Origin of the sequence: Hymenobacter gelipurpurascens (genome assembly GCF_900187375.1) — a bacterium.
GTDB classification, from domain to species: Bacteria; Bacteroidota; Bacteroidia; order Cytophagales; family Hymenobacteraceae; genus Hymenobacter; species Hymenobacter gelipurpurascens.
In genome coordinates, this window is sequence record NZ_FYEW01000004.1 from 154,478 (window position 1) to 178,884 (window position 24,407).

At 55.3% G+C, this 24,407-nt stretch carries 20 protein-coding genes; 9 read left to right on the top strand and 11 right to left on the bottom strand.

Annotated elements, in window-relative coordinates:
* The first annotated feature begins 35 nt into the window (after positions 1–35).
* The 4 genes from CFT68_RS20875 (at position 36) to CFT68_RS20895 (ending at position 7,245) form a co-directional block, all read left to right on the top strand.
* Complete coding sequence (locus CFT68_RS20875) at positions 36–3,317, top strand: Eco57I restriction-modification methylase domain-containing protein (protein WP_088845630.1); 3,282 nt, start codon at positions 36–38, stop codon at positions 3,315–3,317.
* A gap of 252 nt (positions 3,318–3,569) precedes the next feature.
* The gene (locus tag CFT68_RS21680) at positions 3,570–4,811 is read left to right on the top strand and encodes a hypothetical protein (protein WP_141106666.1); all 1,242 of its coding nucleotides are present in this window, start codon (positions 3,570–3,572) and stop codon (positions 4,809–4,811) included.
* 258 nt (positions 4,812–5,069) lie between these two features.
* A complete protein-coding gene (locus CFT68_RS20890; RefSeq protein WP_088845633.1) occupies positions 5,070–6,005 on the top strand; it encodes a DUF4062 domain-containing protein in 936 nt (311 codons plus the stop codon).
* 271 nt (positions 6,006–6,276) lie between these two features.
* Entirely contained in the window at positions 6,277–7,245 is a 969-nt protein-coding gene (locus CFT68_RS20895; RefSeq protein WP_088845601.1) for a tyrosine-type recombinase/integrase, read from the top strand.
* 214 nt (positions 7,246–7,459) lie between these two features.
* On the opposite strand, the gene CFT68_RS20900 is transcribed toward CFT68_RS20895, so the two are convergent.
* The 3 genes from CFT68_RS20900 to CFT68_RS20910 form a co-directional block, all read right to left on the bottom strand.
* Complete coding sequence (locus CFT68_RS20900) at positions 7,460–8,326, bottom strand: HipA domain-containing protein (protein ID WP_317044130.1); 867 nt, start codon at positions 8,324–8,326, stop codon at positions 7,460–7,462.
* Positions 8,327–8,409: 83 nt separating this feature from the next.
* Entirely contained in the window at positions 8,410–8,736 is a 327-nt protein-coding gene (locus tag CFT68_RS20905; protein WP_088845635.1) for a HipA N-terminal domain-containing protein, read from the bottom strand.
* Positions 8,733–8,960, bottom strand: a complete 228-nt coding sequence (locus CFT68_RS20910) for a helix-turn-helix transcriptional regulator (protein ID WP_088845712.1) — start codon at positions 8,958–8,960, stop codon at positions 8,733–8,735. The genes CFT68_RS20905 and CFT68_RS20910 overlap by 4 nt, the downstream gene beginning before the upstream one ends.
* Before the next feature lie 359 nt (positions 8,961–9,319).
* Between CFT68_RS20910 and CFT68_RS20915 the strand changes: the two genes are divergently transcribed.
* From CFT68_RS20915 to CFT68_RS20935, 5 genes are all read left to right on the top strand, one after another.
* On the top strand, positions 9,320–9,838 hold the full coding sequence (locus CFT68_RS20915) for a gluconokinase (protein ID WP_088845636.1): 519 nt from the start codon (positions 9,320–9,322) through the stop codon (positions 9,836–9,838).
* An 18-nt stretch (positions 9,839–9,856) separates the two neighbouring features.
* The gene (locus CFT68_RS20920) at positions 9,857–11,182 is read left to right on the top strand and encodes a gluconate:H+ symporter (RefSeq protein ID WP_088845637.1); all 1,326 of its coding nucleotides are present in this window, start codon (positions 9,857–9,859) and stop codon (positions 11,180–11,182) included.
* 51 nt (positions 11,183–11,233) lie between these two features.
* Positions 11,234–13,435 (top strand): HelD family protein, encoded by a 2,202-nt coding sequence (locus tag CFT68_RS20925; protein WP_245815468.1) that lies wholly within the window; start codon positions 11,234–11,236, stop codon positions 13,433–13,435.
* A 227-nt stretch (positions 13,436–13,662) separates the two neighbouring features.
* Entirely contained in the window at positions 13,663–14,712 is a 1,050-nt protein-coding gene (gene arsS / locus CFT68_RS20930; RefSeq protein WP_088845638.1) for an arsenosugar biosynthesis radical SAM (seleno)protein ArsS, read from the top strand.
* A 240-nt stretch (positions 14,713–14,952) separates the two neighbouring features.
* Positions 14,953–16,482 (top strand): M20/M25/M40 family metallo-hydrolase, encoded by a 1,530-nt coding sequence (locus CFT68_RS20935; RefSeq protein WP_088845639.1) that lies wholly within the window; start codon positions 14,953–14,955, stop codon positions 16,480–16,482.
* Positions 16,483–16,653: 171 nt separating this feature from the next.
* Here CFT68_RS20935 and CFT68_RS20940 read toward each other — a convergent pair whose 3' ends face one another.
* The 8 genes from CFT68_RS20940 to CFT68_RS20975 form a co-directional block, all read right to left on the bottom strand.
* Positions 16,654–17,355 carry a LytR/AlgR family response regulator transcription factor gene (locus tag CFT68_RS20940; RefSeq protein ID WP_088845640.1) on the bottom strand — a complete coding sequence of 234 codons (702 nt, stop codon included), beginning with the start codon at positions 17,353–17,355 and terminating at the stop codon, positions 16,654–16,656.
* The gene (locus CFT68_RS20945; RefSeq protein WP_088845641.1) at positions 17,352–18,416 is read right to left on the bottom strand and encodes a sensor histidine kinase; all 1,065 of its coding nucleotides are present in this window, start codon (positions 18,414–18,416) and stop codon (positions 17,352–17,354) included. The genes CFT68_RS20940 and CFT68_RS20945 overlap by 4 nt, the downstream gene beginning before the upstream one ends.
* A complete protein-coding gene (locus tag CFT68_RS20950) occupies positions 18,413–19,045 on the bottom strand; it encodes a DUF4932 domain-containing protein (protein ID WP_088845642.1) in 633 nt (210 codons plus the stop codon). The genes CFT68_RS20945 and CFT68_RS20950 overlap by 4 nt, the downstream gene beginning before the upstream one ends.
* A gap of 33 nt (positions 19,046–19,078) precedes the next feature.
* Entirely contained in the window at positions 19,079–19,516 is a 438-nt protein-coding gene (locus CFT68_RS20955) for a DUF4932 domain-containing protein (protein ID WP_088845643.1), read from the bottom strand.
* A gap of 363 nt (positions 19,517–19,879) precedes the next feature.
* A complete protein-coding gene (locus CFT68_RS20960; protein ID WP_088845644.1) occupies positions 19,880–20,311 on the bottom strand; it encodes a DUF1810 domain-containing protein in 432 nt (143 codons plus the stop codon).
* A gap of 180 nt (positions 20,312–20,491) precedes the next feature.
* Positions 20,492–21,724 (bottom strand): isocitrate dehydrogenase (NADP(+)), encoded by a 1,233-nt coding sequence (locus CFT68_RS20965; RefSeq protein WP_088845645.1) that lies wholly within the window; start codon positions 21,722–21,724, stop codon positions 20,492–20,494.
* A gap of 207 nt (positions 21,725–21,931) precedes the next feature.
* On the bottom strand, positions 21,932–22,147 hold the full coding sequence (locus CFT68_RS21685; protein ID WP_141106667.1) for a hypothetical protein: 216 nt from the start codon (positions 22,145–22,147) through the stop codon (positions 21,932–21,934).
* A gap of 1,288 nt (positions 22,148–23,435) precedes the next feature.
* Positions 23,436–24,011 (bottom strand): dihydrofolate reductase family protein, encoded by a 576-nt coding sequence (locus CFT68_RS20975; protein WP_088845647.1) that lies wholly within the window; start codon positions 24,009–24,011, stop codon positions 23,436–23,438.
* Positions 24,012–24,407: the final 396 nt, after the last annotated feature.

A 24,407-nucleotide genomic window follows, 5' to 3' on the forward strand; every position in this document is an offset into this window, starting at 1 on the left:
AAGTCCGCTTTATTTCTTGCTCTACTTGTTTGCTCATGCCTGATTATTACCCTACAGAGGCCGTATTCGCGGACCAAATTCGTGCCCGTCGCTACAAAGAACTATTTCTGGATTTGGGCTGGGACAACATTTCAGGCGCTAAGCCCGAAACCTTGTACCTGCCCAACGACACTACGCCCTATCCATACCGGGCCGTAGTTGAAAAGCGGGGCTTTGTTGTGCTCGTCTGCTCGGCCCTGCCTTCAGCTGACGTGCGCCGCCGTCTTGACCTTCAGCTGAGCAAACGCTATGCGGAACACCTGCTCATCTTCGCGCCGGCCGACAAGTCCCGGCAAATCTGGCAGCTCGTGAGCCGGGAGCCCGGCAAGCCGATTGTGGCACTGGAATTTGATTACCACCATCACCAGACGCCTCGGGCACTCTATCAGCGGGTGCTCGGCCTAGCCTTCTCGCTGGATGAGGAAGATGCGTTGAACCTGGTCGATGTGCGCGAACGGGTACGCCGCCGTTTCACGGCTCACGCGGAGAAAGTCACCAAGAAGTTTTACACGGAATTTAGCCGGCAGCACAAAGCATTTCAGACGTTCATCACCGGCATCGAGGACGTTTCCGAACGGCAGTGGTACACCTCCATCATGCTTAACCGCTTGATGTTTATCTACTTCATTCAGGCACAAGGCTACCTGGATGATAACCGTAACTACCTGGAAGACAAATTGGCTGAATGCCAGCAAAAGGTAGGAAAAGGCAAATTCCATTCCTTTTATCAAAGTTTCCTTCGGGTGCTGTTCGACCAGGGATTTAATGGCCCTACGCCGCACAACCCGGCTTTGCAGAAGCTCATTGGCCGGGTGCCCTACCTGAACGGCGGACTTTTTGAGGTGCATCAGCTCGAAGCTGGTAACGAAATGCTGCATATTCCCGATGAGGCATTTGCTCCTTTGTTGGCCTTCTTCTCGGGCTGGGAATGGCACCTAGATACCCGTAGCGAAGCCACGGGCAAGGAGATTAACCCCGACGTTATCGGCTACATTTTCGAGCGGTACATCAACGAGCGGGCGAAGATGGGCGCTTACTACACCAAAGAAGATATAACAGAGTACATCGCCCAAAATACCATCATCCCGGCCCTGTTTGACCGCATTGAGCAACAGGTATCACACGCTCCGGCCGTGTGGCACCTGTTGCGGGATGAGCCGATACGCTACGTCTATGAATCGGCGTGGCAAGGCATCGACCTTCCGATTCCCGCCAGAGTGGCCGCTGCGCGGAAAGATGTTACGGCCAGACCGGCGCAATGGAATCAAAAAACGCCAGCGGAATATGCCCTCCCAACGGAAATATGGCGCGAAACCCTGGGCCGGCTGAAATTTGGCGAAACCGTTGCCGAGCAGCTTACGCAGGGCAAGGTTACTTCCATCAACGAGCTGGTAACGCTGAATCTTAACATTCGGCAGTTCGCGCAAGATGCTATTCGTAATTCCGAAGATTCGGAGTGGGTATGGCAGTGCTACGCTTCACTGCGGACGCTCTCGGTTCTCGACCCTACCTGTGGCTCGGGTGCGTTCCTATTCGCGGCCCTAAACATTTTGGAGCCGCTGTACGAGGCGTGCTTGGACCGGATGGCAGCTTTCCTGCCGGACCTGGAGGACCCGAACACAACGCCCGTGCGCCGAGCACGCTTTGAGGAAATGCAGACGGTACGGGCACAGATTGACGCCCACCCCAATCGACAGTACTTCATCACAAAAAGCATTATCCTGCACAACCTCTATGGGGTTGATATTATGCACGAGGCCGTTGAAATTGCCAAGCTAAGGCTGTTTCTGCAACTCATGGCCACGTTGGGTGAGCCCGACTACGACCACCCCAATCTTGGCCTCGAACCGCTGCCCGACATTGATTTCAATATTCGTACTGGCAATACCCTCGTGGGCTTCGCCACGGAAAAGGAATTGGAAAAGGGGCTTATGTATGACTTCGACGGGCAGCAAGCAAAGCCTGGCATCGAGGCACAATGTGACGTAGTAGCAGATAGCTTTACCAACTACAAAGAATTGCAGCTCATGGATGGAGATGCGCCCCACGGTGCTTTCCAGGCGGCAAAAACTGCCCTTGAACATGACCTGCTGCTGCTGAATACGCGGCTGAACGGCTTGCTGCATAAACAAAACCACACCGTCACGTTCGATCAGTTTTCCGAACAGTACCAGCCGTTCCACTGGTTTGCGGAGTTCTACGATATAATCAACGACCGCAAAGGTTTTGACATAATCATTGGAAATCCGCCATACGTGGAAATCACGCCGCGGCTGGTGCCCTATAAGCTCCAAGGTTTCGCTACTGAATCCTGCGGCAATCTCTATGCTGTGGTTAGTGAGCGGGCGGACCTGTTGCTGAACGAGCGGGGACGCTTCGCCTTCATCATCCCAAGCGCAAGCTGCTGCACCCCGCGCATGGAACCGCTAATGAAATTAATGACGACTCGTTTCGACGGGTTGTGGGTCAGCCTTTACGATGAGCGGCCAGGTAAGCTCTTCGATGGGGTGGACCAACAATTGTGCATTCAGGTGGCCGCTAAAAAGCTGATCAAAAAGCAGCTGCACATCACGGGTATGCGGCACTGGCAAACCTCCCCGGAAGATGAGCGTCCCTACCTGTTTGAGAACATCCAGTATGTAGAAATACCAAAAAACCAGCGTGTAGCTGAGGTTTTACCGAAGATTTCAACTGCCATTGAGGCGGCAATTCTGAAGCAGATTTCGACGGTTAAGGCAACACCACTGGCCCTATTGCAGATAACCGGCAAACTGAAGAATATCTACTACCGCAACGCGGGCGGGCGTTACTGGCGTCTGGTCAAAAGCACTCCTTCTTACTTCAATTCGTCGCGGGGTGATACGTCGTCTTCCACGGAACTTACGATGGCCGTAAGTGCCGACGCAATGCCGGTACTGGTGGCTTTGTATAGTTCCACCCTGTTCTACTGGTACTGGCGGGTAGTTTCCAACTGCCGACACCTTACCAAGAGGGAACTGGCGGCATTTCCTATTAGCACTTCGTTGCTGTCCGGGCCTTCGGCCGACACGCTGACCAAATTAGCTAAACGCTATGAGAAACGCCTGGAGGATACTGCCGTGCGGGTTAGTACCGATGGTAAATCTGGTTGGGTGGAGCAGGACGAGTACCGGGTGAATCAAGCGAAACCCATTTTGGATGAGATAGACCAGATTATAGCGCAACATTATGGCCTTGATGACAAACAGTTAGATTATATAATCAACTATGACATTAAGTACCGTATGGGCTTGGGTTAACTAGGAGTGTGCCATTACTAACTTTACTTGCTCTGATTTATGCAATACAATACGAGGAAAGATATTGTATTTTCTAATGTAGAATGATTAGGGAAGCAGATGCTTTATAAGGGCTGCTCTTTCATACTTAATGCTACTTGTAGAGCGTGACTCTGGAGATTTATAGACGCTGGGCAATCTCACTGACGCCAAGTTGCTGCTCTTTGTAAAGCGTTTCGGCGACGATGGATGTACGCTCGGCAGCGGAGAGGTTTGGACGCCAGCCCCAATTCGACCCTGACCCGCACTGCGGTAGGAGGTAAGGAAAGCTCTAAACGGTCTTCGGCAGAGGCTTGGCAAACTTTCTCAAACTGCACTCCACCACATAGTAGTAGGACTCTTGAGCCTAATGGAGCTTTGTACCCTTCTTTGCCTGTACCTTTCGAAGAACTGGCATTTGCGATTGTTGAACAAATCAACCTAGTTAATAATATTATTTTATGTAACACTATGCACATAAAAAGGAATAAGGATAAAAAAATATCATTCTTTGCACCCTTCATATTTTTCAAGATGCAGATTAGCATAACGCAAGAAATAGACTGCTTAATAAGTACACTTTATCAAGCAAAAAAGAATTATGGAGAACTTGAAGCACTATCAATATTAATAAGCCAAAAATTTATAAGCGGTTTAGAAGAAATACTGAATAAGAGAGCGCCACGATTTAATAGTTATCGAGAAAAATACAAGGTTTCTTTGGGTTGGATTGATAAAGTGCCATTGGCAAAATGTCCTGACCCTACCCTTGATTACAACAAAAATCCATTCAGCGCTAAAGTAGAAATAGGTGATTTGCTTATCATTAATACTGCTCATGATATTAGTAGTGGTCGTAAATATTCCGTTGCTTCTATTATTCAAGCTAAAATTACTGATATCTCACCCTTTAATACACCTGTAAAATCACTGAGTAATACAAGCGCTAGCTCAACTTCAAAACAACTAGCATTGCTTTCAAAGTGGCCAATATTTGATTTATATAAAACCTCAGGCAATGATTATCCTGTATCTAACTTAATGCAATTGGATATAGGAATAAATATGAAAGGAAATAAGTCTAAATTTATGGGCTACTATAACCAAAAGTGGTGGTGCGGATTTCCTGACTTTGGGGATCCTTGTGATATAACTTTAGGAAGCCACTTTCAAAGTATAGCGGCTAACAAAGACGGGTTTACCTTCAACCTTAAATCTCATCAGAATGATTGGGATAAATTAATTAATGGTATGCTATCGATATGTGATGAATATAATTTACCTGAAAAACATTATGGGACACAACTTAAAAAAAGAGTGATTACTAGCAACTTTTTATTGTATGAAACTATAGCTAATTCAGCTAAAATATCTCAAAATTTTACTCTTGGGCTAAATATGGATGATAGAAGATTTCCAATCATCTTAATTGATAGAGTTATGGCCGAGGGACTTGATATTACGAGAATTGATTAGCTCTTTAGCTCTTAAATGCTTAACGACAGTTAAAGCAACACAAAAGAGGAAAGTTTAAGATAACAAGAGGTGGAAAAATAAGCGTGTATCGCTGGTACCAACTTTATGTCTGGATGACTACAAAATGTCAATCATCACTAATCCTATTCGTTAAGTTAAACCGGCTTAAGGGGTTAGAAGGAGGCTATCGTGTCACGTTATCTGTCACCTTTTTTGTTCTACTTACCCTGCAGGAAAGACTTTAGCCCTAACTTGAAAATGGACAAAAAATATCAAATATTTATTAGCTCTACTTACAAAGACTTAATAGAGCAACGTGAAGCAGTTGTCAAAAATGTTCTCCGTATGGGGCACTTGCCTGTAGGCATGGAAATGTTTGACGCAGCCGATGATAGTCAATGGGAAGTTATCAAACGACACATAAATAATTCCGACTACTATCTGTTGATTATTGCACGCCGCTATGGATCAATTGATGACGATGGAGTCGGATTTACAGAGAAAGAATATAGCTACGCATTAGAACAGGGCGTTCCGTGCATAGCATTCATGCTTGATGACTCGGTAAAAACGTGGAATAACGATTTCATAGATTCAGGCAGAGAAAAAAAGAGGCTTACTTTATTTAAATCTAGGTTTAACAAAAAGTTAGTTAATTTTTGGACCACTACTGATAATTTGGCTTTACAAGTATCTCATTCCTTGTCTACTCTAATGACGATTAAACCTCGCATGGGTTGGATACGCGGTAATGAAGCAGCTAGTCCACTTGTTGCAGAGGAAATATCGAGGCTTAGCAGAGAAAACAGTGTGTTACAATCGAAGCTTTTAAGTCAGGAGGGTAATAAGGAGCTTAATGAGTCACAAAATATACTTAATAATTTCAATTACACTTTGACTACTTATAAAAACAATATTAAGGGCAACTATGTAGTGAATGGATTGGAACTTTATAAGAGCAATGCAAGTGCATTATTACATGGTGTTTCAAAGAATTATTTTTATAGAAATATAAAATCTGAACTTCAAAAATTTTCAATAACTGATCCGAGTGAGATTAGTTTGTTGCTTGATATGTTTTTAGATCAACTACTGATACTGGATTTAGCTTCTTTTAAAGAAAGAGAAAACACGAATATTTTAGAACTTACCTCTAAAGGAAAAAGCTTATTTGCCAGATTGAATTATAATTAACATAACACATAATTTTATTTGTATTCTGTTTTATGTACCGTCATTCTTGCTAATTTAAAGCTTATAATTTCCACTGTAGGGTTAGTCTGACAACGCGCTTAAATCAACTTCGGTAGTAAGTAGCCCCTGCAACTCTGAATTGCCTATTCGATAAGTTTTCCTTAACAAAACCTATCTAAAGCTGGGTGTAAGGTCTGATAGGGTTCTCTTATCGGTCCTTAGCGTAAATTCGTATTTCACTCCGTTTTTCGGCGCGCTACTCCTTATATATATGGCTACTGAGAATCTGCTCCCCGTCGTTCAGTCTCCGGCCGCCGCCCAGGTGCCCGCCCACCTGGTGGAATCCACCCACCGCTACGTCGAGTCCGGCCTGCGCGGGGCGCCCAACACGGTGCGCGCCTACGCCGGCGACTGGAAGCGCTTCACTACTTGGTGTGCATTGCACCAGCTCGCCGCGCTGCCGGCTTCGGTAGAAGCACTGGTCGGATTCTTAACCGAGCTCGCGGACGCGGGCAAGAAGTACGCGACCATCGAGCGGCACGGCGCCGCCATTGCCAAGGCCCACGAGCTGGCGGGCGTGGAGTCGCCCACGGCCGACAAGAAACTCAAGGTGCTGTTGCGCGGCATTGCCCGCGAAATCAAGACCCGCCAAAAGCAGGCGCCCGCGTTTTCCCTCGATTCGTTCAAGCGCACCATCAAGAGCATCGATGTCACGGTGCCCGCGGGTTTGCGCAACCGGGCCTTGCTGCTGCTCGGCTTCACCGGCGCGTTCCGCCGCTCAGAGCTCGAAGCGCTCAACATCGAAGACCTGGCCTTTGACGAGGACGGCCTGGTGGTAACGCTGCCCCACAGCAAAACCAACCAGCTGGGGCAAGCCGAGGAGAAAGCCATTTTCTATTCGCCGGATTCGGCGCTGTGTCCGATCCGGTCGCTGCAGGCTTGGCTGCGGATGCTGGGTCGCACGGAAGGTCCGGTGTTTGTATCGATGCGGCGTAACAACCAGGTGACGACCCGGCGCATGACGACCAAGTACACCAACCTGATCGTGCAACAGTACCTGGGTCCACAGTACACGGCGCACTCGCTGCGGGCTTCCTTCGTCACGGTGTCCAAGCTCAACGGTGCCGACGACTCCAAGGTGATGAACCAGACCAAGCACAAGACGAGTGCGATGATCCGGCGCTACACCCGACTCGACAATGTGCGCCAGCACAACTCGGCCAAGGAGCTCGGGCTCTAGCCGGGCAAATCCGACCGGCAAAAAGCGAGGTTGGAAATCCGGCCAAAAAGCCGGTTTTTTGATGTAAACTTAGTACCGACAATTGAGCATTATCGGTACTAAGTTTACGTTTCCTGTCCCACGCCGTCCCGCCTAGACTGGGCACCATTTCCTGGTTTTCCTGAATCGACTGTCTTACGGCTCCTCTTTCGGTAAGCCCCTGGCGCCGCCCCCTTCACTCATCTTCCAACGCCAGCTGCGCGAATCGCTGCTCGACCAGCGTGTGAAACTGTTCCCGCAGGGGCACCGGCAAAAAGCTTTGGTCAATGAACTTGTGCCAGGTGAGCCGCACCTTCGCGAAGCGTGCGAAGATCCCCGTCATGACTTTCTCCTCCACGCCGGCGCGCCCGGCGGCCTGCCGGAAATCCGCCTGCCGCAGGCGCTTCTTTTTGCCGTTGAGCGTCAGGGCTAGCTCCTCGGTGTCCGCCGGGTTGACTAGGGCCGTGGCCACCAGGTCGTAGGCCGGAGCCAGGCCGTAGCCCTGGCCAGGCGTCTGCAGCAGCGAGAAATTTTTCAGGTGCATATCGGCATTGCCCGTCAGAAAGCTGAAGAGTACTAGCTCGTAGTAGTTGACCACGTCCAGCCCGGGATTGGCCGAATACTTCAGCAAAGCCTTGGCTACCTGCTCGTGGGAGCCGTCGTACTTGTTTTCCGTCAGGCGCTCGGTCAGCTGACACATGTCCTCCATGGCCAGCTTCCGCCCTTTCACCCGGTCGATGCGCCGGGTTACGTAGGCCAGGGCTCCATCCTGCAGACGTAGTAGGCCGTGGGGCACAGTGGGCAGCCGGGCCAGCGCCGCCAGGTGCATCGTCAAATCCTCCACTTCCGGCAGGTACGGGTAGTGAGGCGTCGGGGGCTTTAGAATGTAGTCGCCGCTCAGCGCGCCGACGATGGTCAGGCGCGAGGGCTGCCCGGCGGGTCCCGCCGGAGCCAGGGCCAGCGATAGCTTGGGCTGCACGCCCGTCACGGTGATGTGCTGGCGCACCACGGCCTCCGCCAGGGCCCGCATCTCCCCTTCGGTATAAGGAAAGGCTGGCGGCATGGGCTTGCCGTACAGCCGGCGACTGCATGCCGGGTGATAGTCTGCCCCCGCGGGTAGGGGCTGGTAGCAAAACAGGCAGCGGTTCATGCGTCGGTTTCCAGAGGGTGAATGCTGACTGCGCCGATGCAGTCCCGGCAGCAGGCCAGAAGCAAGCCCATCCGGTCGCGGGCGTGGAGCTTCCAGTTTTTCTCCGCGACTTCCAGCAGCCACCCTTCAGGAATAAGCCCGTCAAAAAAGGGAAACAGCACGCGCTCCACGTAGGGGGCAGCCCTCAGCGGAAGCGTCAGGCTAACCGGTTCGGCGGCCGTCGCGGCTAGGTAGGCCGGGGCGTAGACAAAGGTGTATCCCTGCTCGTCCTGAGTCAGGTGCCCGGCCAGCAGCCCATGCTGGTGTACTTCGGCTTTTCTCATGGCTGCGTCTCCAGTAACCGGGTGCGGTCCAGCGGAGCGGGCGCAAGCTCGTGACCAAACAGGCGCAGCACCAGATTAACCTTATCCAGGCGCAGAGTAGCTTTGCCCTGCTCCAGCTCCCGCACGAAACGCAGGCCCACTCCCGCTTTGGCAGCTAGGTCGGGTTGAGACAGCTGCAGCAGCTTGCGCCGGTGCTTAACGAAAGCAGCTAAGGAAGACGGCATACGCTCCATCCGGTTAGGGTGCAGAACCCAGAGTTATCTATTTAATACCCGTTCGGGTATAAATATACAAGATAATCCTGAACTTATACCTGATCGGGTATACATATACTAAATCAAGCGGGCGGGAGCAGGGCATAAGCAGTTTCCGGTACTGAAAGAGGCTACGGCTGGCAGCCGTCTCGTCCTCCGAAACAAACCTCGGTTCCGGCAGTTCCGGGCAGGTAGCTTGTGCCAGCGGGGAAGTCTAGCCTCTGAGCCCACCAGTTACGTATCCCGCAAGCGCGGTTACGGTTCAGGCGCTGATGCTGTAACGCAGTAAGCCCGCCCAACATTATTCATTTGCTACTCCCTCCTTTCGTATGCCGTCAACCTACCAGGTCATTATCGTTATGGGTGTTTCGGGGTCGGGTAAATCTACCGTGGGCGCGCTGCTGGCCCAGGAGCTTCGGTTGCCCTTCCATGATGCTGACGACTTCCACTCGCCCGCTAACATTGCCAAAATGAGCCGCAACATCCCTCTCACCGACGACGACCGCCGGGGGTGGTTGACCGCGTTGGCCGCCGGCATCCGGGAGTGGACCCAACAGGGAGGCGCCGTGCTGGCCTGCTCGGCCTTGAAGGAAAGCTACCGGCAACAACTGATGGCGGCGGGTCCCATAAGCTGGGTGTTTCTGGATGGCTCCGAGGAGCTCGTGCGCCAGCGACTTACCAATCGGGAGGGCCACTACATGGGCTCCGCCCTGCTGGGTTCTCAATTTGCTACCCTGGAGCGCCCCGCCTATGGCCTACGGTTGCCCATTGACGACACTCCGCCCAACCTGGTGCGGCGGGCGCTGGCTTACCTGCGGAAGGGTGACCAATCTGTTTCCAAGGTGTAGTTGTTAGCCCCGCATTCGATGACGATACTCATACTGCTGGCGGCCATTCTGGTGCTGATTGGGCTGATTAGCTGGGCGAAAGTGCATGCTTTTCTGGCGTTTCTGCTGGTAACCATGGGGGTTGGGTTTGCCTTTGGGATGGGCCCGGGCCCGTTGCTGGCAGCCATGTATAAGGGACTGGGTGATACGCTGGGCTCAGTACTGCTCGTCATTGTGCTCGGGGCCATGCTCGGAAAGCTGGTGGCCGAGAGCGGGGCGGCCCAGCAGATTGCCGTCGCCCTGATTCAGGCCTTCGGCACCCGCCATATTCAGTGGACGATGATGGCCGCGGGCTTTATCATCGGCATTCCCTTGTTCTACAACGTCGGGTTTGTGCTGATGATACCCCTCATCTTTTCGGTGGTCTACAAATACCAGCTGCCCGCCGTGTACGTAGGCCTGCCCATGCTGGCGGCCCTGTCGGTTATGCACGGGTTCCTGCCCCCGCATCCCGCGCCTACTGCCCTGGTGGCCCAGTTTCACGCCAACCTGGGGCTCACCTTCGCGTACGGGCTGCTCATTGCGGTGCCGGCCATTGTGCTGGCGGGCCCGGTGTATGGCCGCACCCTGCGTCATATCGTGGCGGTGCCTCTGGCCGGATTTCGGGTCGAGCCCTTGCCCGAAAGTGCCCTGCCCGGCCGCCTGAACAGCTTCCTCTCGTCGTTGTTGCCGGTGCTGCTACTGGTACTCGTGCTAGGCCTGCAGGCGCTGCTGCCAGCTACCTCCTGGCTGGCACCCACGTTAACCTTCCTGGCGGAGCCGGCCGTGGCGATGCTGGCTTCCGTGCTGGTGGCCAGCGTGAGTCTGGGCCTGGCCCAGGGCAAGACGTATGCATCAGTGATGGAGGCTTGTGCGGCCTCGGTCAAGGACGTCGCCCTGATTCTACTCATCATTGCCGGGGCCGGAGCCCTCAAGCAGGTCCTGGTGGAAAGCGGCGTCAGCTCGGAGATTGCCGCCGGACTGCAGGGCACGGGGCTGCCGCCCTTGATGCTGGGCTGGCTGATTGCCGCCATCATTCGGGTATGCCTGGGCTCGGCCACCATTGCGGGTCTCACGGCCGCGGGCGTCATGCTGCCCACCATCGCCCATTCGCACGCTAACCCTAACCTGATGGTGCTGGCCATCGGCGCCGGCAGCTTACTGCTCTCCCACTTCAACGATGCGGGTTTCTGGCTGTTCAAGGAATACTTTAACCTCTCGGCCCGCGACACGCTCCGGTCCTGGACTATGATGGAAACCATAGTATCCGTGGTAGGGCTGGTGGGCGTGCTCATTCTGGACTGGGCTTTGAAGGCCCTAGGCTAACTGCCGGGTATATCCAGATCAGAAACTAAGTAAGAGACCATTGCTTCTCTTATGCAAGGCAGCCCACCGAAAGGTGCCGACGCAAGCCTAGTGGGCGGTAACATTAAATACGACCAGCATTTCCCCAGGCCAGAATTTGCCCTCACCTTTGAGGTCCTTTTTTACCGGCCGCCCGTGATGAATGCAACCCAGCAAGAAGAAAAAGAATACCTGGAAGAAATCAAGGAGAAACTAACGCTGGCCATTCGGCGGGTGGATGACGCCGTTAAGCAGTTTTCCCAGGAGCTCCGGCAGAAAAAGCAGTACATCCACGAGCACCAGTCGGGCATGGACGATGCCGATATGGTGGCCGCCGGCCAATCCATTAACCGCATGGCCTTTACGGGCGATGCTGCGGTGTCCAGAAAACGCAAGCTGCTCAAGCTAGGCCAGTCCCCGTACTTTGGCCGCATCGATTTTGTTGCCCGGGGCCAGGTAAGCACGCCGATCTACATTGGGGTGCACTCCTTCTTTGACGAAAGGCAGCGCCTGAACCTGATCTACGATTGGCGGGCCCCTATCTCCTCCATGTTCTATGACTTCGAGTTGGGGGAGGCTTTCTACAAAACCCCATCCGGCACGATTCAGGGCGACATTGAGCTGAAGCGGCAGTACAAGATCCGCGACGGCCACCTGGAGTTCATGCTCGAAAATGACGTGAACATTCACGACGACGTGCTGCAGCAGGAGCTGGCCAAGTCCTCCGACGATAAGATGAAGAACATCGTCGCGACCATCCAGCGGGACCAGAACGCGGTAATCCGCAACGAGACGGCCCCGGTGATGGTCATTCAGGGGGTGGCGGGCTCGGGCAAGACCTCCATTGCCCTGCACCGCATCGCGTTCCTGCTCTACCGCTTCCGCGAAACCATCACGGCCAAAGACATTCTCATCATTTCCCCCAACAAGGTCTTCGCCGACTACATCTCCAATGTGCTGCCCGAGCTGGGGGAAGAGCATATTCCCGAGATGGGCATGGAGGAGCTGGCGGTCGATTTGCTGGAAAACCGTTACCAGTTCCAAACCTTCTTTGAGCAGGTATCCGCCCTGCTGGACTACCACGACGCCGGTTTCATCGAGCGTATCCGGTTTAAGTCGTCCTTTGACTTCCTGAGCAAGCTGAATCAGTACCTGATTTATATTGAGAATAACTACTTCACTTTCAACGATCTGCGCGTAGGTCCGACCGTGGTGCCCAGCGCTTTCCTGCAGCAAAAGTTCAAGGCCTACCACCGGGTTCCCCTTCTGAAACGCTTTGCGCTGGTGGTGCAGGATGTACAGGCCTACGTGCGGGACGCGGCCCGCCGTAAGCTGACCGGCCAGGAGAAAGGCCGAATTGGAGAAGCTATTCCCCGCCTGTTTAAATACCACCAGGTGCTGGACCTCTACCGGGATTTTTACCGCTGGATCGGTAAGCCCGAGCTGCTGAAGATCGACCAGCGCCAGCGCCTGGAGTACGCGGATGTATTTCCTCTGATCTACTTGCGCATCCGGCTGGAGGGCATCAGCGCCTACGAACACGTCAAGCACTTGCTGGTGGACGAGATGCAGGATTATACGCCGGTGCAGTATGCCGTGCTGTCGCGCTTATTCCTGTGCCGCAAGACCATTCTGGGCGATGTCAGCCAGACGGTTAACCCGTACAGCTCTTCCTCCGCTGAAACGATTGAGCGCGTATTTCCGCAGGCCGATGTGGTGAAGCTTTTCCGCAGCTACCGGTCTACGGTAGAGATTACGGCCTTTGCCCAGCGTATTACGCCCAATCCCCAGATCATTCCGCTGGAACGGCACGGGCAGGAGCCGGCCCTGGTGCGCTGCTCCAATCGCAGCGAAGAGCTACAGGCCATTCAGCAGCTTATCAAGACCTTCCAAAGCTCCGGCAAACATTCTTTGGGCATCATCTGCAAAACCCTGCGGCAAGCAGAAGAGGCGTATGAGGTAATTCAGGCCGCTGGCGTGCAGCTGCTCACGGAGGAGTCCACGACCTTCAAGGAAGGAGTTATCATCACCACTGCCCATTTGGCGAAAGGGCTGGAGTTTGATGAGGTCATTGTGCCCTTTGCATCGGCCCGCACCTACAAAACGGAAGTAGATAAAAGCATGCTCTACGTGGCCTGCACCCGGGCCATGCACCAGCTTACCCTGACGTACTCCGGGGAAATCACCGGCTTTTTGCTCTCCCCGCCCCCGTCGGGAGCGCCCGAGCCGCAGTAGCTGCTCTTGCAGAAGCTGTCCAACCGGCTTGGCCCCCGTTTATAAGCCGGCCGATTGGCTAGGCCACTCGGTCCTGATACCTATCGGCTGAACCGCTTAGCAGGTAAACCGGTTGTGCTTGTGGTTATGTAGGCTTCATACTGAATCAGCCCCCGCTAACCCTAAAGTTATCATCTATCTTGGTACCCTGCGGATGGCGACCAGCTGCCTTTCGTTTCGCATAGCTCATGACAAAGTCCCTTAAATCTACCGGACATCAACTGGCCGATTCGTCTTTTCAGCTGACGGTGTTGCGCCGGGAGGTGGCCGATACCCTGCACCTGCCGCTGTTCCATGAGAAGCTGGGGGGCGCGGGCCTGTTTCCGCTGACACCGGTGGCGGCGGCCGTACTGCAGATCAACGTGGGCAAGATGTGCAATCAGGTGTGCCGGCACTGCCACGTCGATGCTGGCCCCGACCGCAAGGAAATCATGACGCGGGAAACGATGCAGTTCTGCCTGGATGCGCTGGCGCAGACCGATATTGCGACGGTGGATTTAACGGGCGGCGCGCCGGAAATGAACCCCGACTTCCGGTGGTTTGTGGAGCAGATCAGCCTGCTGGGCCGCAAAGTGCTGGTGCGCTGCAACCTGACCATCATCGTGGCCAACAAGAAGTATCACGACCTGCCCGACTTCTTCAAGGCGCACAACGTGGAAGTCGTCAGCTCCCTGCCCTTCTACACGGCCGATAAAACCGACCGGCAGCGCGGCGACGGGGTATTCGAGGACTCCGTGCGGGCCCTAAAAATGCTGAATGCCGTGGGGTACGGGCAAGAAGGCAGCGGCCTGGTGCTTAACTTGGTGTATAACCCCGCCGGCGCATTTATGCCCGCTGGCCAAAAAGGCCTGCAGGACCAGTTCAAGCGCATGCTGCTCAAGGACCACGGCATCGTGTTCAATGAGCTGTTTGCCATCACTAATATTCCCGTGAGCCGCTACCTCGACTACTTGATTGAGTCCGGCAACTACGCGGGCTACATGGAAAAGCTGGTCAATGCCTTCAACCCCGTAGCCGCGGCTGGCGTGATGTGCCGCAACACTATTTCCGTGGGTTGGGACGGTGGCCTCTACGACTGCGACTTTAACCAGATGCTGGATTTGTACGTGGCCAGCCCCGTGCAGCACATCCGGGACTTTGATGCGGCAGCTTTGGCGCAGCGCTCCATTGTCGTGAACCAGCACTGCTACGGCTGCACCGCCGGCGCCGGCTCCAGCTGCGGCGGCACAGTGGCCTAGAAGTGCCATTCATAGTTTTCCGCCTCCTCTTGCTACATATCTACTTAAGAGGTTGCTAAAGCTCAGCGCTAGGCCACTCTTGATGCAACAAGTTTGCTCACGCAGCAAGCCCAGGCTATCAGGAGTGGCCTAGCGTGCTTTTCGGCTCATTCTCTGATTGCCCCTAGGCCTGTGTAGTAGCTTTTTACAAGACGCCTCCTACCTTACTGGCATCTGAGCCCTTCGCGTCCGAAAACTTCTATGAAAAAGACTTACCTAGCCAGTCTGCTTCTGCTATTAGCTCTACTGAGCTTTAGTGCCCCCGATTCCAGCCTGCGCAAGGTGCGCCAGTATCGGGAGGCACATGAGCAGCCGCTGCTGGCGGAGTTTATGCAGCTGCTGACCATTCCGAATGTGGCGGCCGATAGTGCCGGCCTGCGCCAGACGGCCCGCTTTATTGCGGGCATGATGCAGAAACGCGGTATCAAGACGCAGCTGCTCCCGGCCACTACCGCTGGTGTGCCCCCGGCGGTATATGGCGAAGTGCGCACGCCCGGCGCCAAACGCACCCTCATTTTCTATGCCCACTACGATGGGCAGCCCGTGAACCCGGCGCAGTGGGCCGCCGGGCTCAGCCCCTTCAAGCCTCAGCTGATGAGCACTGGCCTAGGCCAGGGTGGGAAGCCTCTCCCACTGCTGCAGGCCGGCGAGAAAACCGACCCAAACTGGCGCATTTACGGCCGCAGCAGCTCCGATGACAAAGCCGGCGTTATGGCCATTTTGGCCGGCTATGAGGCTCTCGTGCAGAGTGGGCAGCGGCCTAGCGTAAACCTCAAGTTCTTTTTTGAAGGCGAAGAAGAGAAAGGGTCGCCGCACCTGAGCGAGATTGTGGAAGGGCACCGCGCGCTGCTGGCCTCCGATTTGTGGATTATCTGTGATGGGCCTGTACACCAGTCGGGGCAGAAGCAAGTGGTGTTCGGTGCCCGCGGCGACGTAAATGTGGGCCTGACCGTGTACGGTGCCACGCGGCCCTTGCACAGCGGCCACTACGGCAACTGGGCCCCCAACCCGGCCCTGGAGCTGGCGCAGCTGCTGGGCTCCATGAAGGACACCACCGGCCGCGTGACCATTGCCGGTTTCTACGATGACGTGATTCCGCTAACCCCACTGGAGAAGCAGGCCCTCAGCCGCGTACCAAACCTAGATGCTACTATTCAGCAGGAACTGGGTTTCGCGCGTGCCAATGGTGCCGGGCAGTCCTTAAACGAGCTGATCAACCAACCTTCTCTCAATATCAACGGGTTGCGCAGCGCCCAGGTAGGCACCCAGGCTGCCAACGTAATACCCACCACCGCCGAAGCCACTTTGGACTTGCGCCTAGTGCTGGGCAACGACAGTGAGCGACAGGTAGCCAAAGTAGTGCGCCATATTCAGCGCCAGGGCTATTTCGTGACCAGCCAGGAGCCAACCGCGGCCGAACGGGCCCGCTACCCGCGCCTCGTGCGGGTAAGCCCCCAAACCGGCTACAACGCGGAGCGTACGCCCATGGATTTGCCAGTGGCCCGGTCCGTAGTGGCGGCCGTGCAGCGCACCAGCACCCAGCCGGTGGTGCAGCTCCCTACCTCCGGCGGCAGCCTGCCCTTGCACGTGTTCAAGAGGATTGGCGCCACCACGCTTACCGTGCCCGTAGCCAACTACGACAACAACCAGCACGCAGAAAACGAAAACATCCGCTTGGGCAACCTCTGGGAAGGCCTCGAAACCATGGCTGCCATTATGCAGCTGCAATAGCCTACGCGGCTACATTTTGCGAAGGCAGCCTCTGCAATGGCTTAGTAGATGGGGTAGCGCAAGAGTAGGAACAGAAACTATCGGTAGGCTAATTCGCTGAATGACGTTTCCCAATTAATGCTGGTCTGGGGCAGCACGTTACTAGCGGCGCTGCGGGTTGGGCCATATAGGCTACAGCCGGTCGTAGAAAGTACGGCGATAGGCATCGCCGACGGGGATGCACCGGGACTCATCCGCGGTGGCCTGGATGAAAATCCGGCTACGCTCTATACTGTGCACGTGAGCCAGGGCCACAATAAACGACTTATGGACGCGCACAAAAGCTGAGGCAGGCAGGCTTGCTTCTAGGCTGTTGAGGGTTTGTCGGGCAATGATTTTTTCGGTTAGTGTGTGAACAATTACGTAGTTCTGCAAGCCCTCCGCGTAAAGCACATCATCCAGATCAATCCGTTGCAGCCGATGTTCGGTTTTGACAAACACGTACGGGCGGGGCGTTTCCTCCACCACCGGGTGCAGGCGCCGCTGGGCTTTCTGCACGGCCTGGTAAAAGCGCTCGAACGAGATAGGCTTGAGCAGGTAATCAATCACATCGTGCTCGAAGCCCGCCAGAGCGTAATCGGGGTAGGCCGTGGTGAGCACCACCGGCGCGCGCCGGTCCAGGGCCTGCAGGAATTGGAGCCCTGTGAGTTGGGGCATCTGAATGTCGAGGAAGATCAAATCGATGCGCCGCTCGCCCACCCAGTGGAGGGCTTCCAAAGGGTTTTGGCTGCTGCCAGCCAACTGCAGAAACGGCACCTTGGCCACGTAATCGGTCAGGATATCGATGGCCAGCGGCTTATCGTCTATCACTAGGCAATGCATGGGGGTGGTCATAGGGCAAGGCGGAGCGTTACCTGAAAATCAGTGGGCGAGTCGGCAATGGTCAGCGTATGGCGGGCGGGATAGAGCAGCTCCAGCCGCCGCCGCACATTAGCCAGCCCGATACCGCCGACCTGGTCTTTCTGCTGCTCAATTCGGGTGTTGTGCAGGCGGAAATCCAGGGTGGTAGCGGTGAGGTCTAGCTGAAGTGTAACAGGCCGAGCCGCGTCCGTGAGCAGCCCGTGCTTGAAGGCATTTTCCACGAAGCTGACCAGCAGCATTGGCGCAATCAGCTGCCCGTTGAGCGGGCCCCGAAGCTGGTAATCGAGCTGAAGGTTGTCCTTCGTACCAATACGCTGCAGTTCGATCAGGCCGGCCAGGTAGTTTAGCTCCTGGGACAGCAGCACCCGGTCGTGGTTGGCATCGTGCAGCATGTAGCGCAGCAGCTCGGCCAGCTTGAGCAACGCCCGCGGCGCGGCCTCCGACTGCTGATACACCAGCGCGTAGATGTCATTGATGGTGTTAAAGAGAAAGTGCGGATTCAGCTGCGAGCGGAGAAAGGTCAACTCGGCGGCGGTGTGCGCCTGCTGGGTTTCGCGCCGCCGCCGCTCGGTCAGCAACTGATGCCGGATAAACGCATAGAGCAGCCCGTAGAGCATGTAATCGAAATAAAACCGGACGCTGTTCTCCACAAACCACCGCGCGGTAAACGTCGGGTTGTGCTCGTAGTTATCGAAGCCGAGCAGGGGTTTGAACACCAGAAACTCCATCCCGTAGCGCACCCCCGTAATGAGCAGCAACGTCAGCAGCAAGCCCCCGGCGGCCCGGCCAAAACGCGGCCAGTTCAGCGCGCCCGTCAGCAGCGGCCGGGCCACCAGCCCCACGGGCAGGTAAAAGGCCGTGGCGTTGATGAGCAGGTAGCCCAGCGTCACAAACCCGGCCGTGGCGCCCGCCAGGGCGGGGGGGCGGTCGGCGGGCGTGGTATAGAGTACCACCAGGTCCTTGGTCAGCAGCAGGGCCCAGATCAGCAGGTGGATGGGCCACTCGGGGAAGGCGCGCGGCCGGGCAACGGTCATCGGGTAGTCGATTCGGCAGTGGGGTATTTCTGCGCCAAGTACGTCAGAATTCGCGGGAAGAACTGCGCGAAATCCTGGCTGGCTGGCCGGCCGCTGTATTCGGCGGTAATCACGTCGGCAATGTCGCCGGCGTACTGAAAGTCCCCAACTACCTCTTGGGCGGCCTGTTTGCGGGCTTCTTTCGGGGAGTGATACTGCCGGAACAGGGCAATGACTACGCCACGCACCAGGTTTTCATCGAAGCAGTGGGCCCAGCTGTGGATGTTGTTGCGCTGCATGCCCGCGTCGGTCGGGTTGAACAGGTAAGCCAGCTTGCTGATATCGTCCATGTGGCGGCGTTGTAGGGCCCTGGTGTAGTTATGGCTCCCCTCGTGCCAGACCAGCACCACCGCTTCGGTACCCAGGCTAAAGCTCGGGCTGCTTGTCTCGGACGATTCACGGTTGAGGAAGCCGACGGTGTAGGCTACCTGATCGGCGTAGCGCGGGTTCAGCTCCTGGGCCGAAATGGCGTGGGCGCCCCAGCCGTTAAGCGGGTCGAGGTAAACGGCCCAGCGGGCCGCTTTGGTGGGAAAGCGGTAGAGCGAATCGAGCTTGTTGACCAGACCTTCCTGGGCCAGGCGGGCCTGCACGGGCTTGGCCCAGGCGGCGTAGTCGGCCTGGTGCTACTGGTAAAAGGCCCAGAAATGGCTGTCCTCAAAAAACTGCTGGCAGAGGCGCATGTAGGTCTGCACCGAATCTTTGCCGTTGAGCGTGTACCAGACAGAATGCTCCGGATAGTGCATGCGCACCTTAGGGAAGTTGTCGAGGCAGTAGCCCAGCTCCGTCAGGTCAGGGTATACCTTTTTCAGCTGGCGGGCATACTGCACCGCCGGATGGTTCACGAACGGGACAAAGTAGGCCTCGGTTTCCTTGGCGTAAGCCGATTTGTTGGGCATCGGATACTGGCTGGCCAGTAGCTGCACCACCGTAAACAGCTCAATGCCGGGATGCACGGTCACGGTAACACGGTCCGCTGGCATTGGCGCCGGCGTGATACGGGATTGGGCCAGCAGGACGTGGGTGCTTAGCAGGACCAGCAGGAAAGTGAGGAGCGGTTTCATTGATAAGAAGTAGTAGCAGAAATGGGTTGGAAAGCCCAAATCAAGTCGCTTTACTTCGTCGGACGAATTCCGATTGACGAACTGCCCTTTTTCGTTGATCAACGCGCAATCAGCCGACCGAGTAGTGGGCAAGGATGGCTGCGGCCGTAGGCTTGGATTACTCGGGGTTCTTTCAGGAAGTGGACATCCTCCTACGCCAAGTGCCGGGAGTCTGCTCCCCGTGGGGCGAATGCCTATCAGGGGGCTTCGTCGTCCTATTGCTGTTAGAAGGCCGTACTATGAGATACCCGCCCGCGCAGTTTTCCCCTACCGATACTTTCTGTTCCTACTCTGGTGCTACCCCTAGATTGACAGGTGTTGTTCTTAAGATTGCTGCTGCAGAATGCGCAATGTCTGCTGGTCGGCTAGGCCACCGAAAAACTTATCCAGCACCTGCTGAAACACCGGGTGGGTCTTGTCAAGCACCGCAAACAGGGTCATCGATGATTTCAGCTTCATATCGTCGGGGGTGCCCATGATGCTGGTGACATTGCTTCCCGGTATGGCCAATAGCGCGCTGCTGATTTCAATCAGACGAGGACCGAGTACGGGGTGCTGCAGGTAGGCATCCGCTTCCTGGCGGTCTTGCAGCGCATAGAAGCGGGCGGTGGAACTATAGCCCAGGCCCTGAATCTGTGGGAAGATAAACCACATCCAATGGCTCCTTTTCCGGCCCTGCTGCATTTCGGACAGCGCCTGGGCATAGGTGGTTTCCTGGGCTTCTGTAAATCGGCTTAACGACGCTTGCTGACTCATAAGTGAAATAGAGAATAGGGAAGAAACGTGAGGCCTCCACGGGCCATTGCAGGCGGTAGCGGAGGCCACTAGCTCATGTACGAAAGCGAAGATTTTTCATCCAGCAGTGGCCTAGCCAGCCATGAAAAAAGCCCACCCGGCAACCGGGTGGGCTTTTTTTATCAGAAGCTACGGGAAAGATTACTTGCCGAGCTTATTCTTCAGGTTGGTGTCCAGCGCTTCCAAGAACTCCTCGGTGTAGAGGTAGTCGCGGCCGTGCTCTACTTTGTTGCCGTGGATACAAACGGCCAGGTCTTTGGTCATCTTGCCGCTTTCTACGGTCTCAATGCACACTTGCTCCAGGGCGTGGCAGAAGTCGATCAACTCCTGGTTGTTGTCCAGCTTGCCACGGAACTCCAGGCCGCGCGTCCAGGCGAAGATGGAGGCGATGGGGTTCGTGGAAGTGGGTTTACCCTTCTGGTGGTCGCGGAAGTGGCGCGTTACGGTGCCGTGAGCGGCTTCGGCTTCCATGGTGCCGCCGTCGGGCGTAACCAGCGTCGAGGTCATGAGGCCTAGCGAGCCGAAGCCCTGGGCTACGGTGTCGCTCTGCACGTCGCCGTCGTAGTTTTTGCAGGCCCACACGAAGTTGCCGTTCCACTTCAGCGCCGAGGCTACCATGTCGTCGATCAGACGGTGCTCGTAGGTGATGCCGGCCTCCTTGAACTTAGCCAGGTAGTCCTGCTCGTAGATTTCCTGGAAGATGTCCTTGAAGCGACCATCGTACTTCTTCAGGATGGTGTTTTTGGTGCTCAGGTACAGGGGCCAGCCTTTCATGAGGGCCTGGTTGAAGCAGGCGTGGGCAAAACCGCGGATCGACTCGTCGGTGTTGTACATGGCCAATGCTACACCGTCGCTCTTGAAGTTGTACACCTCGAACGACTGCTCCTCGCCGCCATCTTCGGGCGTGAAGGTGATGGTAAGCTTGCCTTTGCCTTTGGTCACGAAATCAGTAGCGCGGTACTGGTCGCCGAAGGCGTGACGGCCGATGCAGATCGGGGCCGTCCAGTTGGGCACGAGGCGGGGCACGTTGCTCATCACGATAGGCTCGCGGAACACGGTGCCGTCCAGGATATTGCGGATGGTGCCGTTCGGCGACTTCCACATCTGCTTCAGGTTGAACTCCTTCACGCGCTCCTCGTCGGGCGTGATGGTAGCACACTTAATGCCCACTCCGTATTGCTTGATGGCGTTGGCGGCATCAATGGTTACCTGGTCGTTGGTTTCATCGCGGTACTCGATGCCCAGATCGTAGTACTTGATGTCCAGTTCCAGATAAGGCGTAATCAGCTTGTCTTTGATAAACTTCCAGATGATGCGCGTCATCTCGTCGCCATCCAGCTCTACTACGGGGTTTGCTACTTTGATTTTGGCCATTTCCTAGAGGGTGCAGAGAGGTAAGGTTGGGGCTCCCTGCCCGGGCGAAGATACGGACCAGGGCGTATCTGGTCTATATCCCTTTCATTTCCTGATTCGCTTTCCTTACCCACTGTTTTTGGCGGTAGCGCCCCCGCTAGGCCAGTTTTAAAACAACTTCCTGTAGGACAAACGATTGTGTAAGTTACTCTCCTTGTCAAAAGCTCATCAGTCCTGGTCCTTCTGCCGCAGATAGGCCAGCAGGTGGCCTACGGTTATTTCCCGCCGAGCTACCCGCGTGAGCAGGCTGCGCTCGTAGTCAGGCAGGTAGCGGTACACATCTTCGGTCATCAGAAGGGCCGCTGAGGCTATCTGCGTGCTGCCCCGCTCCGTGTCAGCTAAATACGGATACTGGCTGAGCCATAAGTGAAGGAGAAAAAGCATTACTAAATTTTGCCAAATCCACGACTTAACACAAGCTCAACCATCAGACCATCAAGTGAATAATATATTTTACTCGGTAAACATGGGGGTTTTAACGATGGACCTCATATAGGGAATGTCAATATATTGCTCTTGACGGTCTGCATACGGGTAGAAAGAGGGTCTGCCAACCTGCCCGGTCTGGAAAACAGGTTTAGGGTAGTACCAGTAAGTACTACCCTAGAGTAGGGTTGGCCTTCTTACGTAATGAGTAGTGAGTATTATTCTCGTTGCACAAACTGCTGGTCAACTTGACCATGGGCAGACTCAGGTAGGTCGCCTAGTAAATTAAAAAAACTAACCACTACCTCTCGGTTAAGCCCCCGCTTTGATAAGTTTGGCTCTTACTATCTCACTTTTATACCCTCAGCTGCTATCGGGTTAGGACCGTGCGAGTCATTATGCTTTCCCGCACCTAAAATTATGCAGCAAGGGCATGTGCGTTAAATTGCAATATTTTAATACATTAGTTTTTATTTCTTCACTTATACCTGATCCGTGAAAAAATCCCCTTATCTATTCTTGACACTGGCATTAGCCCTTGGAAGTAGCTGCCATTCAGAAGCTAACGAGGAACCTACTCCCGCTGAGCAGTTGGAAGAAATCGACCAAGATGGGGACGTGCTTATGCAGGCCAACGGCTCTTGGGAGTGGGTATCCACTACTAAAGACGTGCTTAATTCTAGTTCTTCTACCCCCGCCACTGTAGGATTTACCCGGCAACTCATTTTCAAAGCAGATGGGAAGGTATATATACACCACAACCAAAAGCTAGTACAACAACCGGCCTATGGGCGCCGGAATGGTGGCGACAAGTTTTGCGATGCAAGCTACCTACGTAATTGGGTAGTATACGCAGGCGAAACTGACCCCAAGATCAGCAGTACTGACGCTCGCTGGTACCGGATAACTATCACTAAAACCGATACTACGTTGACGCTCGGGAGCGAGGCCAGCTGTTCGGATGCGGGAGTTCACGAATTATACCGCTGGCATCACCGTTAAGGCAAATCAAGTAACAGCGTCCCGGCAGAACAGGAGTGACCTAGTTTCCCCCTCTTCCGCCGGGACGCTGTTTAGCAAAGCAGCTGGTGAGCCATTTTCTGCCTCATATGGTTGACAAAGGCGGGACCGAGTACCGCAAGCCTGTTTTTAATTGCGTTTCGTAGCCTACGAGTCCGGCCTTTATCTGCTCCACTACCAGCCGGCGGCGGGAGCATTCGGGAGCCGGGGGCGTATCGGCGCAGCCTTAGGGTTGCAGCGCGCCCACGTACCGGTACGTGTTGATCAGCACCCCCGTGGACGTTTCCTTCATGCTGACGAAGGCGAGTTCGCGCGGGTCGCCCTGGTCCGAAAAAAAGCGCTTGCCCCGGCCCAGCAAAACCGGGTAGACCAGCAGCACCACCTCGTCGACCAACCCCTGCTCGAGCAGCAGGGACGTCAGCGTGGAGCTTCCCCACACGATCAGGGCCGGGCCCTCCGTAGCCTTGAGGTCCCGAATGCCCGCGAGAATGTCCGCTCCTAGGCTCTGCACCGGGCCCCAGTTAAGGCTCTCCGGCCGGTGTGTCGCCACGTATTTGGTTGCGGCATTCAGCCCGCTGGCCATCGGGCTATTGCCGGCCTGGGGCCAGAAGCTGGCCCAAATATCATACGTGCGGCGGCCCAGCAGCAGATCGAAGGGGCTGCCCTGGGCTTCCACTACGGCCGCCAGCCCCGCCGGCGTGCGATAGGGGGCCGTCCAATTGGCATGGGCGAAGCCGTCGCCGTCTTCGTGCTGGATTACTCCGTCCAGGGAGATGTGTTCCAGGATGCGGATCTTTCTCATGATGTGAGGGGCGAGGATAAGTGAGCCACAAGGTTACAACCAATGCATCCCCCGCAAAAGGGGCAATCGGGACAAGCAGGCGGGCCGTTTGCGACTATTTGGCTTTGCTGTCAGCCTAGGCGACGCGCTTGTTATACCAATTCTACTATAGGCCACGACCAATACGCCTTCTTGGCCGAGCGCCGGCCTCCGGCCTGTTTAGCTGGAAGCAGCGCCGCCCCCGATTTCAGGGCCGGTTTCAGGTGTTCTTACGCTGAAAAAGATACTCCTTTCTTGGTGCTGTATGACTTAAGTCATTCCCGGTAACCCGGTTTAGTTCTCAACTTCCGCTCCGGCAGGGGTCGGCAGCAACGGGCCCGTCCTCCGACGGGCAGTTGCTGGCGGGGCAGCCCCGCA

Bases quoted from the DNA above. Each gene is read 5' to 3' on its own strand.
- CFT68_RS20875 (WP_088845630.1), top strand. From the start codon at position 36: ATGCCTGATTATTACCCTACAGAGGCCGTATTCGCGGACCAAATTCGT.
- CFT68_RS20890 (WP_088845633.1), top strand. From the start codon at position 5,070: ATGGACAAAAAATATCAAATATTTATTAGCTCTACTTACAAAGACTTA.
- CFT68_RS20895 (WP_088845601.1), top strand. From the start codon at position 6,277: ATGGCTACTGAGAATCTGCTCCCCGTCGTTCAGTCTCCGGCCGCCGCC.
- CFT68_RS20900 (WP_317044130.1), bottom strand. From the start codon at position 8,326: ATGCCGCCAGCCTTTCCTTATACCGAAGGGGAGATGCGGGCCCTGGCG.
- CFT68_RS20905 (WP_088845635.1), bottom strand. From the start codon at position 8,736: ATGAGAAAAGCCGAAGTACACCAGCATGGGCTGCTGGCCGGGCACCTG.
- CFT68_RS20910 (WP_088845712.1), bottom strand. From the start codon at position 8,960: ATGCCGTCTTCCTTAGCTGCTTTCGTTAAGCACCGGCGCAAGCTGCTG.
- CFT68_RS20915 (WP_088845636.1), top strand. From the start codon at position 9,320: ATGCCGTCAACCTACCAGGTCATTATCGTTATGGGTGTTTCGGGGTCG.
- CFT68_RS20920 (WP_088845637.1), top strand. From the start codon at position 9,857: ATGACGATACTCATACTGCTGGCGGCCATTCTGGTGCTGATTGGGCTG.
- CFT68_RS20925 (WP_245815468.1), top strand. From the start codon at position 11,234: ATGCAAGGCAGCCCACCGAAAGGTGCCGACGCAAGCCTAGTGGGCGGT.
- arsS (WP_088845638.1), top strand. From the start codon at position 13,663: ATGACAAAGTCCCTTAAATCTACCGGACATCAACTGGCCGATTCGTCT.
- CFT68_RS20935 (WP_088845639.1), top strand. From the start codon at position 14,953: ATGAAAAAGACTTACCTAGCCAGTCTGCTTCTGCTATTAGCTCTACTG.
- CFT68_RS20940 (WP_088845640.1), bottom strand. From the start codon at position 17,355: ATGACCACCCCCATGCATTGCCTAGTGATAGACGATAAGCCGCTGGCC.
- CFT68_RS20945 (WP_088845641.1), bottom strand. From the start codon at position 18,416: ATGACCGTTGCCCGGCCGCGCGCCTTCCCCGAGTGGCCCATCCACCTG.
- CFT68_RS20955 (WP_088845643.1), bottom strand. From the start codon at position 19,516: ATGAAACCGCTCCTCACTTTCCTGCTGGTCCTGCTAAGCACCCACGTC.
- CFT68_RS20960 (WP_088845644.1), bottom strand. From the start codon at position 20,311: ATGAGTCAGCAAGCGTCGTTAAGCCGATTTACAGAAGCCCAGGAAACC.
- CFT68_RS20965 (WP_088845645.1), bottom strand. From the start codon at position 21,724: ATGGCCAAAATCAAAGTAGCAAACCCCGTAGTAGAGCTGGATGGCGAC.
- CFT68_RS21685 (WP_141106667.1), bottom strand. From the start codon at position 22,147: ATGCTTTTTCTCCTTCACTTATGGCTCAGCCAGTATCCGTATTTAGCT.
- CFT68_RS20975 (WP_088845647.1), bottom strand. From the start codon at position 24,011: ATGAGAAAGATCCGCATCCTGGAACACATCTCCCTGGACGGAGTAATC.